At 52.9% G+C, this 12,787-nt stretch carries 14 protein-coding genes; 13 read left to right on the top strand and 1 reads right to left on the bottom strand.

Annotated elements, in window-relative coordinates; translation table 11 throughout:
* The first annotated feature begins 70 nt into the window (after positions 1-70).
* From argH to K1Y77_RS16505, 7 genes are read left to right on the top strand one after another with little or no spacing between them, the layout of a single operon-like run.
* On the top strand, positions 71-1,474 hold the full coding sequence (gene argH, locus K1Y77_RS16535; RefSeq protein WP_030071476.1) for an argininosuccinate lyase: 1,404 nt from the start codon (positions 71-73) through the stop codon (positions 1,472-1,474).
* Positions 1,471-1,602: an LPS translocon maturation chaperone LptM gene (lptM, locus tag K1Y77_RS16530; protein WP_084180399.1), complete on the top strand. Its 132-nt coding sequence runs from the start codon at positions 1,471-1,473 to the stop codon at positions 1,600-1,602. Before argH ends, lptM begins: the two co-directional genes overlap by 4 nt.
* The gene (gene lysA / locus K1Y77_RS16525; RefSeq protein ID WP_030071475.1) at positions 1,602-2,873 is read left to right on the top strand and encodes a diaminopimelate decarboxylase; all 1,272 of its coding nucleotides are present in this window, start codon (positions 1,602-1,604) and stop codon (positions 2,871-2,873) included. Before lptM ends, lysA begins: the two co-directional genes overlap by 1 nt.
* Positions 2,873-3,706: a diaminopimelate epimerase gene (dapF, locus tag K1Y77_RS16520; RefSeq protein ID WP_030071474.1), complete on the top strand. Its 834-nt coding sequence runs from the start codon at positions 2,873-2,875 to the stop codon at positions 3,704-3,706. Before lysA ends, dapF begins: the two co-directional genes overlap by 1 nt.
* Before the next feature lie 16 nt (positions 3,707-3,722).
* Positions 3,723-4,433 (top strand): DUF484 family protein, encoded by a 711-nt coding sequence (locus tag K1Y77_RS16515; protein WP_264429622.1) that lies wholly within the window; start codon positions 3,723-3,725, stop codon positions 4,431-4,433.
* Positions 4,426-5,334, top strand: a complete 909-nt coding sequence (locus K1Y77_RS16510; RefSeq protein WP_264019114.1) for a tyrosine recombinase XerC — start codon at positions 4,426-4,428, stop codon at positions 5,332-5,334. Before K1Y77_RS16515 ends, K1Y77_RS16510 begins: the two co-directional genes overlap by 8 nt.
* Before the next feature lie 2 nt (positions 5,335-5,336).
* The gene (locus K1Y77_RS16505) at positions 5,337-6,074 is read left to right on the top strand and encodes an HAD family hydrolase (protein WP_030071467.1); all 738 of its coding nucleotides are present in this window, start codon (positions 5,337-5,339) and stop codon (positions 6,072-6,074) included.
* Positions 6,075-6,184: 110 nt separating this feature from the next.
* Here K1Y77_RS16505 and yihA read toward each other — a convergent pair whose 3' ends face one another.
* Positions 6,185-6,820 (bottom strand): ribosome biogenesis GTP-binding protein YihA/YsxC, encoded by a 636-nt coding sequence (gene yihA / locus K1Y77_RS16500; RefSeq protein WP_030071466.1) that lies wholly within the window; start codon positions 6,818-6,820, stop codon positions 6,185-6,187.
* A 310-nt stretch (positions 6,821-7,130) separates the two neighbouring features.
* On the opposite strand from yihA, the gene K1Y77_RS16495 reads away from it, so the two are divergent.
* The 6 genes from K1Y77_RS16495 (at position 7,131) to K1Y77_RS16470 (ending at position 12,687) form a co-directional block, all read left to right on the top strand.
* A complete protein-coding gene (locus tag K1Y77_RS16495) occupies positions 7,131-7,760 on the top strand; it encodes a c-type cytochrome (RefSeq protein WP_030071463.1) in 630 nt (209 codons plus the stop codon).
* A 105-nt stretch (positions 7,761-7,865) separates the two neighbouring features.
* The gene (locus K1Y77_RS16490) at positions 7,866-8,498 is read left to right on the top strand and encodes a thiol:disulfide interchange protein DsbA/DsbL (RefSeq protein ID WP_030071461.1); all 633 of its coding nucleotides are present in this window, start codon (positions 7,866-7,868) and stop codon (positions 8,496-8,498) included.
* A 38-nt stretch (positions 8,499-8,536) separates the two neighbouring features.
* On the top strand, positions 8,537-9,331 hold the full coding sequence (locus K1Y77_RS16485; protein WP_232222354.1) for an endonuclease/exonuclease/phosphatase family protein: 795 nt from the start codon (positions 8,537-8,539) through the stop codon (positions 9,329-9,331).
* Positions 9,332-9,430: 99 nt separating this feature from the next.
* Entirely contained in the window at positions 9,431-9,991 is a 561-nt protein-coding gene (locus K1Y77_RS16480; RefSeq protein ID WP_030071456.1) for a TRAP transporter small permease subunit, read from the top strand.
* The gene (locus K1Y77_RS16475) at positions 9,991-11,394 is read left to right on the top strand and encodes a TRAP transporter large permease (protein WP_030071455.1); all 1,404 of its coding nucleotides are present in this window, start codon (positions 9,991-9,993) and stop codon (positions 11,392-11,394) included. The genes K1Y77_RS16480 and K1Y77_RS16475 overlap by 1 nt, the downstream gene beginning before the upstream one ends.
* 183 nt (positions 11,395-11,577) lie before the next feature.
* A complete protein-coding gene (locus K1Y77_RS16470; RefSeq protein ID WP_030071453.1) occupies positions 11,578-12,687 on the top strand; it encodes a TRAP transporter substrate-binding protein in 1,110 nt (369 codons plus the stop codon).
* Positions 12,688-12,787: the final 100 nt, after the last annotated feature.

Raw genomic sequence — 12,787 nt, 5'->3', positions numbered from 1 at the left:
CTGAGTGCGGCGACTCTGGTACACTTTCTTATAACGATTCCTTTAGTTTTGTCAGCAGGATATGCCTCCGATGAGCCAAGCTACGAACCAGTCTTGGGGCGGTCGCTTTAGCGAGCCCACCGATGCCTTTGTTGCACGCTTCACTGCGTCTGTGACTTTCGATCAGCGCCTAGCGCGTCAGGATATTCAGGGCTCGATTGCCCACGCCACTATGCTAGCGCGAGTCGGTGTACTAACCGATGATGAGCGCGACACCATTATCAATGGGCTCACCGAGATTCAGGGCGAAATTGAGCGTGGCGAGTTTAACTGGTCAATCCCGCTTGAAGACGTGCACATGAATATTGAAGCACGGTTGACGGATAAAATTGGTATTACCGGTAAAAAGCTACACACAGGCCGTTCACGTAACGACCAGGTGGCGACGGATATTCGCCTGTTTATGCGCGATGAGATCGATGTGATCGAAGCGGAGTTGGTTCGCCTGCGCGAAGGCATGATTGAGCTTGCCGATCGTGAAGCCGATACCATCATGCCCGGTTTCACCCACTTACAAACGGCGCAGCCGGTGACCTTTGGCCACCACCTATTGGCATGGCAAGAGATGTTAACCCGTGACCACGAGCGCCTGTTGGACTGCCGCAAGCGCGTCAATGTCATGCCCTTGGGCGCAGCGGCGCTGGCCGGCACCACGTATCCCATTGACCGCCATGTCACCGCCGAATTGCTAGGCTTTGATCGCCCCGCAGAAAACTCGCTGGACGCCGTGTCCGACCGAGACTTTGCGATCGAATTCACCAGCTTCGCCAGCATTTTGTTAATGCACCTGTCGCGGATGAGTGAAGAGCTGGTGCTGTGGACCAGCGCCCAGTTTGACTTTATCGACCTGCCTGACCGCTTCTGTACTGGCTCTTCTATTATGCCGCAGAAGAAAAACCCGGATGTGCCCGAACTGGTGCGTGGCAAAACCGGTCGAGTCTATGGCCACCTAATGGCGCTGCTTACGCTAATGAAGTCTCAGCCCCTGGCCTACAACAAAGACAATCAGGAAGATAAAGAGCCGCTGTTTGACGCCGTTGATACCGTGCGCGACTGCTTAAAAGCCTTTGCCGACATGGTGCCTGCTATTGAACCGAAAAAAGACAGCATGTATGAAGCAGCGCGTCGCGGATTCTCTACCGCCACGGACCTTGCTGATTACTTGGTTCGCAAAGGCGTCGCCTTCCGCGATGCCCATGAAATTGTCGGTCAATCGGTGGCTTACGGCTTGAAGACTAAGAAAGATCTGTCTGAAATGACCCTTGAAGAGTTGCAGCAGTTCTCTGCCACGATTGGGCAGGATGTGTTTGAGGTGCTCACATTAGAGGGTTCTGTTGCCGCCCGTAACCATATCGGTGGCACCGCGCCTGACCAGGTTCGCGCCGCTGCCAGCCGTGCTAGCGAGGCGTTAGCTGCGCTGAAAGGTGATGCATGAAGCGTGTGACTACCATCTTTAGTACGGTGCTGCTGGTCACGCTGTTATTAGTGGGCTGCGGCCAGAAAGGGCCGCTTTATATGCCTGACGAAGACACTCAGGGTTCGGCTGCCGAGCAGGAGGGGTAATGGATCACTTTAACTATCGTGATGGCGTGCTTTATGCCGAAGATGTCCCGCTTACTCAGGTCGCTGCTGATCTTGGTACGCCCTGTTATGTCTACTCAAAAGCAACGTTAGAGCGCCATTTTCGAGCCTATACCGAAGCCCTGGGTGGCCATCCTCATCTGATTTGTTATGCAGTGAAAGCCAATTCCAACTTGGCGGTGCTGGGTTTGCTCGCACGGTTAGGGGCTGGGTTTGATATTGTTTCGATCGGCGAGCTTGAGCGCGTACTGAAAGCGGGCGGCAACCCATCAAAAGTGGTGTTTTCAGGCGTGGCCAAGCAGCCGCATGAAATGGCCCGCGCGCTTGAGGTTGGCATTAAATGCTTTAACGTTGAATCCCGTCCCGAGCTTGAGCGGCTAAATGCTGTCGCAGCAGAGCTTGGCAAGGTGGCGCCGGTATCACTGCGGGTAAACCCGGATGTGGACGCTGGCACCCACCCGTACATTTCTACTGGGCTGAAAGATAACAAGTTTGGTATTCCAGTGGATGAGGCGCTAGATGTTTACAGCCTCGCCGCCAGTTTGCCTAATTTGCGCGTCACCGGGCTAGACTGCCATATCGGTTCTCAACTTACCGAAACTGCACCATTTCTAGATGCGCTAGAGCGGCTCTTGATGTTAATGGAGCGGCTGCGTGAGCGTGGTATTGAAATTGATCACTTGGATCTGGGTGGTGGGCTAGGTGTTCCCTATCGTGATGAAAAGCCACCCCAACCGTTTGATTATGCAAGCCAGCTGCTGGCGCGCCTGTCTCGCTGGGAGGGTGGTGAAGCGCTTACGTTGCTTTTTGAGCCAGGTCGCTCTATTGCGGCTAACGCGGGCTTAATGTTGACCCGTGTAGAGTTTTTAAAGCCCGGTGAAACCAAAAATTTCGCGATTGTTGATGCCGCTATGAATGACCTGATCCGTCCCGCGTTGTATCAGGCATGGCAAGCTATTGTGCCGGTGGATACCCGCCAGCAGCGCGAACGTGCGGTCTATGATGTTGTTGGTCCTGTCTGTGAAACTGGTGATTTTCTCGGTAAAGAGCGCGATCTAGCAATTGCTGAGGGCGATTTACTGGCCGTTCGATCAGCAGGCGCTTACGGCTTTGTGATGGCGTCGAATTACAATAGCCGTCCGCGCCCTCCTGAAGTGATGGTCGATGGCAGCAGCTACCATGTGGTGCGCGCACGGGAAAGCCTGGAAAGCCTGTGGGCCGGCGAAACACTTCTGCCGGAAGGGGGGCGCTGATGCTGTTGCACTTCACCAAAATGCATGGTCTGGGTAATGATTTTATGGTGGTGGACCTAGTTACTCAGCGGGCTCGCCTGCGTGATGAACAGATTCGCCAGCTGGCAGATCGGCGCTTTGGTATTGGTTTTGACCAATTACTGGTGGTTGAGCCACCCCGAGATCCGGAAATGGATTTTCGCTACCGCATTTTTAATGCCGATGGCAGTGAAGTTGAAAATTGCGGCAATGGGGCACGCTGTTTTGCTCGTTTTGTCCGTGATCAGCGCCTGACCCATAAGCATGAAATTCATGTGGAAACTGCCGGTGGGCCCTTGGTACTTAATGTTCAGCACGACGGTATGGTGCGTGTTGACATGGGCCGACCGCGCTTTAACCCCGCCACACTGCCGTTTGAAGCACCGGGTGATCAGCCGCTACACGCTGTCGATGTCGATGGTGACACGCTGGAACTAGGGGTTGTCTCAATGGGCAATCCCCATGCCGTGTTACAGGTGGAAAGTGTTGATAGTGCGCCCGTTGAGCATCTTGGGCCGCTGCTTGAGTCCCACCCTCGCTTTCCTAAGCGGGTTAACGTGGGCTTTATGCAGGTGGTGTCACCCAGCGAAATTCGTTTGCGAGTATATGAGCGCGGCAGTGGTGAGACGCTTGCCTGCGGTACCGGTGCCTGTGCTGCGGTGGCTAGCGGTATTCGGCAGGGGCTGTTGAAAAGTCCGGTGAATGTTCATTTGCCAGGAGGGCAGCTCAGTATTGAGTGGCCAGACCCTGAATCATCGCTGGTAATGGTGGGCCCTGCCACACGTGTTTTTGACGGGCGTGTCACGCTCAACTAATTCGAGGAGTACGGCGATGTCTCAAGCTCTTGAGCCGCGCAAAACGCTCGACCCTGATCAAGTGGCGTTTTGGCTGGCTCGCCATCCCGATTTTTTTGTTGGCCGTGAAGGCTTGCTGCAGCAGCTCAAGGTGCCGCATCCCCACATCGATGGGGCGGTATCGCTGCTAGAGCGTCTGGTGATTGACTTACGTCAACGTGCTGAAACAGCAGAGGGGCGGCTTGAGCATCTTCTGGAAACCGCGCGGCATAATGAAGCACAGTACCGTCGTCTGCGTGAGACGCTGCTCAGCTTGGTTGAAGCTGAAGATCGCGATACGTTGGCCCAAGCGCTGGCCATCCAATTAAGCGAGCACTTTCAAACCCCCGCTATGGCGCTATGGTGCCCATCTTCATTAAGTGACGATGAACCCACACCGCCCCAACCACCGCGGCATGTGTTAGATCAGCATGCCAGCGCACGTCTCGCCGCGCTGCTTGATGGGCGCACCAGTCGTTGTGTCAAGCTCAGCGTTAGCGATTGGAAATGCCTGTTGCCGCATACCAAAACACCCCGGCGGGCGGGTTCCTGCGCCATTTCGCGGCTTTCCGCAGGCGAGCAGCTGGGCTATTTACTTCTCGCAAGCCCCGACCCGGACTGTTACCGCGCCAGTATGGATACGTTATTTACCGAGTACTTGAGCGATATCGTGGCACGGCTACTGCTTCGCCTAGATCATCATGGGTAGCCCAGGCTCCTTAACGACGCAGGTCGACGTGTATTTACGTAAACTTGCTGCCCATGCAAGCCCTGCCACGGTGGCGGCGTATCGTCAGGATTTAAACGCTCTGCTGCGTTTTTCTGAGCAACGCGGTGTAACCGATGCAGAGACGTTAGACACTGCATTTCTGCGCGCCTTTTTAGGGGCCGAGCGAAGCCGCGGTCTTGCGCCGAGAAGCTTGGCCCGCCGCCGCGCTGCGCTATCACGTTTTGCTGACTATCTTGTGCAGCAGCACGTACTTGCCGACAACCCTGTGGGATTACTGCGTACGCCAAAGCAGCCAAGCCATTTACCAAGGCCGCTTGATGTTGATGCGCTATCACGTTTTTTAGATACGCCACACGATGGCACGCCGCTGGCAATACGTGACCAAGCAATGCTTGAGTTGTTTTACTCTAGCGGCCTACGGTTAGCGGAACTTGCTGCGCTGGATGTGAGTCACTTAAATGCCCATCATGTGAGAGTGGTGGGTAAGGGCAGTAAGCCTCGGCAAGTGCCCGTTGGTAAGCGAGCAGATCAAGCGATTACGGCGTGGTTGCTGTGTCGCTCTGAAATGGCGGCAACGGGTGAAATGGCGCTATTTGTCGGCCAGCGTGGGCAGCGCTTAGGGCATCGTGGTATTCAAAAACGGTTGGCGCAACTTTCTATTGTGCGGGGTTTGCCCGAACACCTTCATCCCCATCGATTGCGGCACTCGTTCGCAAGTCATTTATTGGAGTCCAGCCAAGACCTGCGGGCGGTTCAGGAGTTGCTGGGGCATGCTAATTTATCGACGACTCAAGTCTACACCCGCCTCGATTGGCAGCATTTAGCCGAAAGTTATGATGCGGCTCACCCCCGCGCTAAACGCCGCCCTACACGGAGTTAACCATGGCTTCGCTACAAGCGATTACGTTTGATCTTGATGATACGCTGTGGGACAACCAAGGCGTGATGTTAAAAACGGAAGAGGGCCACTATCGTTGGCTAATTGAAGCGCTGGCGGTGTGGCGCAAAACTCGCCATGAAGCGCCATTAGCGCTGAGTTACCAGCAGGGGCTGGCCGATTACCTAGAGCGCCGCCAAGAGTGGGCCAAGCGAGTGCCAGAACGGCGCGGTGATTTTACCTGGCTGCGATTGCGGGCGTTAGAAGCACAGTTGGAAGCCCAAGGCTTAACACGCAGTAGTGCATTGCTGTGGGCTGCCGCTGCTATGAATGAGTTTCATCGCCTGCGGGTTCAAGTAACGCCGCACGCTGAAGCCGCTGGGCTGTTATCCGCGTTGAGCGAGCGATACCAACTAGCGGCTATTACCAATGGCAATATTCATCTTAAACGTCAGCCGTTAGCAGCGTACTTCCCAGTCGCTATTGCAGCCGGGGAGTTATTGGCACCAAAACCAGATCCTAAGCCGTTTCTCACTGCCCTGGAGCGTCTTAACGTAGCGCCCCATCGCGCGATGCATGTAGGTGACTCCTGGCAAGAAGACGTAGTGCCTGCCCAGCAGCTGGGCATGCATGCCGCATGGATTGCCGCGCAAGGCGATCAAGCCTTGCCCGCACGTATTCACCGCATTGCCCACGTGAAAGAGCTGCCCGAACTAATCGAGTGGTTAGAACGACGCCCCTAATATAGCGGTTGCGGCGGATTTTAAGTAGCCAGGCTTGGTTGGCAAGATAATGTATCGTTAGCAAGGTTCAGCTTGTTTGGGAAAACTTGGCTTGTTCGGCAAACCTTGGTTTACTCAGGGGTATGCAGCCACTGGTCAAGTTTTTGTGAAAGTGTATCCACACCATCGCGTTTGAGCGACGAGAAAAGCTGAACTGAGACTAGGTCTTCCCACTCTTTAAGGCGAGAGCGGACTTTTTGCAGCGTGGCACTAGCAGGACCTTTTTTTAATTTATCGGACTTGGTGAGCAGAATATGCACGGGCATTTCGCGCTTGTCGGCATAGTTGAGCATCATTTGATCAAATTCGGTTAGCGGATGGCGCACGTCCATTAGCAGTACAAGACCGCGTAGGCTGAAGCGACCGCGTAGATAATCAGACAGGTGCTGCTGCCACTCAAGCTTCACGGCTTCCGGTACTTTGGCGTAGCCGTAGCCGGGTAAGTCGACTAAGCGGCGTGACTCGTCGTTCATGATGCTGAAAAAGTTGATTAGCTGAGTACGGCCCGGTGTACGTGAGGTACGGGCTAAGGCATTTTGTTGGGTAAGTGCATTAATCGCACTTGATTTACCCGCATTGGAGCGCCCGGCAAACGCTACTTCTGCGCCAGTATCATCTGGGCACAGGGCAAGTGTTGGTGCACTGATCATAAAGCGGGCAGTGGGGTAGTTCAGCCGGGCGATTGGGTTATCATTAGCAGTAGACATGGTGTTAATCCTGAAAAACAGACGTATAAGACGGCCCGTTTCACCACGTTAACGTGAGTAAATGACGGTACCGCGACGAATTACCCCAAAAGCAGACCTGGACTTGCATTCCCGCCGCTAGGGTGATTCGTTATAATGCAAGCGGTTTATAACTGCGACCTGGGGCGCTAGTGTACCATCGCGCTCTAGCCAGCAGCGACCAACACGACATGTTGTTCGTTTTGGCGGAGCTGACCCTGGTAAAGTGCTGAACCTGGGCAGCGCCCAGGGTGCGTACCAGTCAATAATCAAACGGCATAGTGGAATAGCAATGAGAAAGTTACTGGCAAGCCTGGCAATTACCATGGGTGCCGTTGGCACCGTACATGCTCAAACCGACCACCAAGCGGACGCGGATGCGGCGGCTGGTCGTGAAATGGCTCAAACCTGCGCGGCCTGCCATGGTCAGCAGGGTATTAGTCCATCGGGCGCTTTTCCCAACCTAGCAGGACAGCAAATGTCCTACCTAGCTAAGCAGATCATGGATATTCGCGACGGTAACCGCGTTGTCGCGCAAATGGCGGGGCTGGTTGACGATTACTCTGATCAAGACGCTTGGGACGTTGCTGCTCATTTCGCAGGACAAGATGCGAACCTTGGTCAGACCAGCGACGAAGATGCTGAGCTTTTAGCCCGAGGTGAAGAGTTGTACCGGGCAGGTGATATGACCAAAGGTATTCCTGCGTGCAGCGCTTGTCATACCCCCACGGGGGCTGGCATCGGTAGTGCGGTATATCCGGCACTTTCAGGCCAGCACGCAGAGTACACGGTGTCTACGTTGCAAGACTTTGCTTCCGGTGAGCGTGCCAACAGCCCGAATAACATCATGGGCGATATCGCTTCCAAAATGAGCGATAACGACATGGAGGCTGTAGCGAATTATCTATTAGGCTTGAACTAGTCGCTGCTAATCAAGGTGCCCTATCTCACTGGTAATTAAAGAGATGGGGAACCTCTGTATATGCTTAGCGGTCATAGTCTCGCTTATTCTTGGAGAATTTTTGCTATGTTGAAAACGTTAATGGTCGCGGTAGCTGGTTTAGGCCTTTCTGCCTCAGTGAGTGCCCAGGAGCTGGTGGAAGGACAGCACTACACGCTGCTTGAGTCGCCGGTAGCAACCCAGGTAGATGAGGGACAGATTGAAGTGACCGAAGCGTTTTGGTTTGGCTGCCCGCATTGTTATCGGCTGCAAGAACCAGTAAGCGAGTGGTACGCAACCCTTGAAGATGACGTTAGCGTTGTTCATATGCCTGCAACGATGGGTGGTGATTGGAATACCCACGCGACAGCGTTTTATGCGGCGGAATCACTGGGCATTGAAGAGCAACTGCACGCTGATTTCTTTGAAGCGATTCATGAAGATGGTCGCTCGCTGACTGACCCAGATGAAATCGCTGAATTTTTCTCTAATTACGGTGTAAGTGAAAAAGAAGCCAAGCAAGCATTGACGGCATTCGACGTTCGCAGTGAGGTCAATAAAGCAAATGGCCGCATGCGTGAAATGCGCCTGATGGGCGTGCCTGCCTTAGTTATTGATGGCCGCTACCTTGTGTCTCCCAGCACCGCCGGTAGCTTGGAGAATATGCCGCAAATTGCGGATGCGCTCGTTGAGCGTGTGCGTAATGAGCGCACACAATAACCGTGTTAGAGCAGGGGCACGCAGGGGGGCAAATAGGCTTGCCTGCGTCATCTCTGGCTGAACGTGGTCACCTTCGTCTGCTGACGTTTAATTTACAGGTGGGTATTCAAACGTCAGCGTATCACCATTATCTTACCCGTAGCTGGCAGCATGTACTGCCCCACCCACAACGTCTTAAGCGCTTAGCGCAAATGGGAAATGTGTTAGCGCCATTTGATGTGGTTGGGTTACAAGAGGTCGATGGTGGCAGCTTCCGTTCTGGCCGTGTTAACCAAGTTGAATACCTTGCTTCCCAGGCGCGATTTCCCCACTACTTTCAACAATTAAATCGTAATTTGGGGCAGTTTGCCCAGCATAGTAATGGGCTATTGTCGCGCATTGTGCCTAGCCATATCGAAGAGCATCGCTTGCCTGGGATGTTGCCAGGTCGTGGTGCTATTCATGCGCGCTATGGAGAAGGGCCAGATGCACTGCATATCTTTGTAGCTCATTTGGCGCTGAGTCACCGCGGACGGGTTCGTCAGCTTAATTATCTGAGTAACATTATCGAGCCGTTGCGTCATGTGGTGGTGATGGGGGATCTTAATTGTACGCCTGAGCAGCTTCATGCCCATGAACGTTTTAGTACGTCGTTGCCGCTTCACCCGGTTAAGCCACTGCTTAGCTACCCCTCCTGGCAACCTCGTCGTGCTCTAGATCATATTCTGCTGTCTCAAACCCTCGAAGCCGCCGATGTGCGCGTATTGGATCATTTGTTTTCAGACCATCTGCCGATTGCTGTGGATTTACCGCTACCTGCAGCTTGCCTGGCGGCAATTCGTCAAAGCGTTTAACGTTAGTTTACTTGGTGGTGTACAGGCGCTGCATTGTCTGCGTATATGCGCTATTGTCTGCCCCCTGACTCCACTAGCCGTTTTACGCGAGACACTTCCATGTCGGACACAACACAACTACCTGCGTTTATCGCTGCGCTGGACCGCATTTCGGAGTGGTTTGGACGTAGCCTTGCGTGGCTGATCATCATTATGATGTTGATTCAGTTCGCGATTGTACTGCTTCGTTATGTTTTCAGCGTTAACAGCATTTTTATGCAAGAACTGGTGATGTATATGCATGCCAGTGTCTTTATGCTCGCTGCGGCCTATACCTTTCGCCACGATGGTCATGTACGGGTTGATATTTTTTATCGTGGAATGACGCCCCGCCGCCAGGCGGTGGTTAATATTGTGGGCATTATCACTTTGTTAATGCCCGTGATGATTTTTATCATCGCTTCCAGCTTTGGTTACGTTGCTAACTCTTGGCGTATTATGGAGACCTCCTCAGACTACGGTGGCATTCCAGCTGTCTTTGCACTGAAAACGTTAATACCGCTCTTTGCTGCGCTGATGATCCTGCAAGGTGTCATTGAAGTGGTGCGCAATGGCTACGTATTTACTGGCCGGATATCCCCGTCTATTGGTGATGACAACCATCTTGAGGAGCGCGTTTGATGCTGGAATTTATGCCAATTATTTTATTTGCCTCCATCTGCATTGTGTTGATGTTTGGCTTTCCGGTGGCGCTTTCGTTAGCAGGTACCGCGCTGCTATTTGCAGGCATGGGATTAGGTTTAGAAGCCATAGGTATCGACGCTAACTTTGATAGTGGTTATCTCGCTGCGTTGCCCAATCGGCTTTACGGCATTATGACCAACCAAACGCTGCTGGCAGTGCCACTGTTTGTTTTAATGGGCGTCTTGCTTGAAAAGTCTAAAGTAGCTGAAACACTACTTGATGCCATGGCGCTGCTGTTTGGTGCTATGCGTGGCGGCTTGGGTATTTCGGTGACGTTGGTAGGAATGCTGATGGCGGCCTCCACCGGTATTGTAGGTGCGACGGTGGTTACCATGGGGCTTATGTCGCTACCCACTATGTTAAAGCGTGGTTATAGCACCTCACTGGCAACCGGTACTATTTGTGCAACTGGCACGTTAGGCCAGATTATTCCGCCTTCTATTGCGCTAGTCCTTTTGGGTGATGTGCTGTCCTCGGCTTATCAGCAGGCGCAGCTCTCTATGGGCATTTTTAGTCCTAAAACAGTCTCTGTAGGCGACTTATTTATGGGTGCCCTGGTGCCAGGGCTGATCCTGGTGGTGATGTATATGATTTATGTTGCCCTGGTGGCGCTATTTCGGCCGCACATGGCACCAGCCGCTAATCGTGAAGAGCTGATGGCAGAGCTTGGGCATACCTCAGGCCTGGGAATGCTACTGTTGAAAGGCTTAGTACCTCCCGTAGTGCTTATTGTGGCGGTACTTGGCTCGATTTTAAGTGGTTTTGCAACGCCTACTGAAGCATCGGCCGTTGGCGCCTTTGGTGCTTTGGTGTTAGCCCTTGCTTATCGTCAGTTGGATTGGGCAACGCTGAAAGACGTGCTGCGTTCAACTACCCATGTGACGACCATGGTGTTCATGATTTTGATCGGTGCTGCCCTGTTTTCGTTGGTCTTCCGGGCTTATGGTGGCGAGCATATGGTCACTGAACTGTTTGAAGGTATGCCCGGTGGGGTAGTGGGCGCGACCATTATTGTCATGCTAGTCATCTTCCTACTTGGCTTTATTCTCGACTTTATCGAAATCACCTTTGTGGTGGTGCCTATCGTTGGGCCGATTCTTCTGGCCATGGGGCTTGACCCGATTTGGTTGGGCATCATGATCGCTATTAATCTGCAAACATCGTTCTTAACCCCGCCATTTGGTTTTGCGCTGTTCTATTTACGTGGCGTGGCACCACCCTCGGTGCCTACTTCGGCGATTTACCGTGGGGTAATCCCGTTTATCTTGATGCAGCTTGCCATGTTACTGATGCTAACGTTTTTCCCGCAGCTCGCCACATGGCTGCCAGGGCTACTCTGACATACGCTGTTTTGATGAGTGCCGAGTTGAAAAATATCGTTACTATCAACGGCACAGAGTGGCAATCTTAAGTAAAGCCGCAAAGCTATAAATAGTCACGGCTTGTAACAGACCGCCTGGCCAATAGTGCTAGGCGGTAATCTCTCTACCCATAACAGTAAAAATAGAAATAAGAGGGTTCGTATGAAAGCCAAAGCTCTACCTGTCGCTATTGCGATGACAACTGCGCTATCCGCTAGCTTGCTGGTGGTTTCAAGTTTTGATAATCAGGCCCAGGCGCAAGAAAACTTTCGCTGGAAAATGGTCACCTCTTGGCCGAAAAACTTCCCAGGTGTAGGGCAGGGGCCTGAGCGGCTCTCGCAGTTGGTGGAAGAGATGTCCGATGGTCGCCTGACCATTGAAGTCTTTGGCGCTGGTCAGTTGGTGCCGGGGTTTGAAGTATTTGATGCTGTATCCGATGGTACCGCTGAACTTGGCCACTCGGCTTCTTATTACTGGAAAGGCAAAGCGCCCGCTGCGCAGTTCTTTGCTGCCGTACCGTTTGGCATGAACGCACAGGAAATGAATGCTTGGCTGCATTTTGGCGGCGGTATGGAGCTTTGGAACGAGTTGTATGATGACTTCGGTGTCGATGTGCTGGTGGCCGGTGCTTCTGGTGTACAAATGGGCGGTTGGTACAACAAGGAAATCAACTCGGTTGATGACCTTGATGGTTTGAAAATGCGTATGCCAGGGCTTGGTGGTGAAGTAATGAGCCGTATGGGCGTAGCGATAGTTAACATGCCGGGCGGTGAAATTTTCACCTCGCTACAGTCTGGCGCCATTGATGCAACCGAATGGATTGGCCCATATAACGACTTAGCCTTTGGCCTGCACCAAGCCGCTGATTATTACTATTACCCAGGTTGGCACGAGCCGACCGTAATGTTTGAAGCTATTGTGAACGAAGAAGCGATGGCTGAACTACCGGCAGATTTACAGGCCATTCTTACCACGGCCGTGCGCGATGTTAATGCTAATGTGCTAGACGAATACACCGCGCGTAATAACGATGCGCTAGTGACGTTGGTCAACGAGCATGACGTTGAGTTGCGCCGTATCCCTGATGATGTTCTTGCTCAAGCCCGTGAGCACTCTGCCGATGTCGTGGCAGAGCTGGCGGAGTCTAGCGAGCTGGCAACGCGTATCTATGAGTCGTACCAAGCGTTTCAGAATAAGGTAGAAGACTACCATGCGATTTCTGAACAGGCGTATTACAACGCGCGTAATCCCGAGGGGGATGCGAGGCAGTAAAGGCCTAGCAGTAAAGGCCTAATAGTGACATAAATATGCTATTGGCATTTTACGCTTGTTGAACATGCAATGGCCGCCTAAGGGCGGCCATTGTTTTATT

This window comes from Halomonas qaidamensis, from assembly GCF_025917315.1.
In the GTDB taxonomy this organism is placed as follows: domain Bacteria; phylum Pseudomonadota; class Gammaproteobacteria; order Pseudomonadales; family Halomonadaceae; genus Vreelandella; species Vreelandella qaidamensis.
This window is presented reverse-complemented; position numbering and strand designations above follow the sequence as displayed.

Coding starts and splice junctions, on each gene's coding strand:
- K1Y77_RS16505 (WP_030071467.1), top strand. CDS start 5,337: ATGGCTTCGCTACAAGCGATTACGTTTGATCTTGATGATACGCTGTGG.
- argH (WP_030071476.1), top strand. CDS start 71: ATGAGCCAAGCTACGAACCAGTCTTGGGGCGGTCGCTTTAGCGAGCCC.
- dapF (WP_030071474.1), top strand. CDS start 2,873: ATGCTGTTGCACTTCACCAAAATGCATGGTCTGGGTAATGATTTTATG.
- yihA (WP_030071466.1), bottom strand. CDS start 6,820: ATGTCTACTGCTAATGATAACCCAATCGCCCGGCTGAACTACCCCACT.
- lysA (WP_030071475.1), top strand. CDS start 1,602: ATGGATCACTTTAACTATCGTGATGGCGTGCTTTATGCCGAAGATGTC.
- K1Y77_RS16490 (WP_030071461.1), top strand. CDS start 7,866: ATGTTGAAAACGTTAATGGTCGCGGTAGCTGGTTTAGGCCTTTCTGCC.
- K1Y77_RS16515 (WP_264429622.1), top strand. CDS start 3,723: ATGTCTCAAGCTCTTGAGCCGCGCAAAACGCTCGACCCTGATCAAGTG.
- K1Y77_RS16495 (WP_030071463.1), top strand. CDS start 7,131: ATGAGAAAGTTACTGGCAAGCCTGGCAATTACCATGGGTGCCGTTGGC.
- K1Y77_RS16510 (WP_264019114.1), top strand. CDS start 4,426: ATGGGTAGCCCAGGCTCCTTAACGACGCAGGTCGACGTGTATTTACGT.
- K1Y77_RS16470 (WP_030071453.1), top strand. CDS start 11,578: ATGAAAGCCAAAGCTCTACCTGTCGCTATTGCGATGACAACTGCGCTA.
- K1Y77_RS16480 (WP_030071456.1), top strand. CDS start 9,431: ATGTCGGACACAACACAACTACCTGCGTTTATCGCTGCGCTGGACCGC.
- K1Y77_RS16475 (WP_030071455.1), top strand. CDS start 9,991: ATGCTGGAATTTATGCCAATTATTTTATTTGCCTCCATCTGCATTGTG.
- lptM (WP_084180399.1), top strand. CDS start 1,471: ATGAAGCGTGTGACTACCATCTTTAGTACGGTGCTGCTGGTCACGCTG.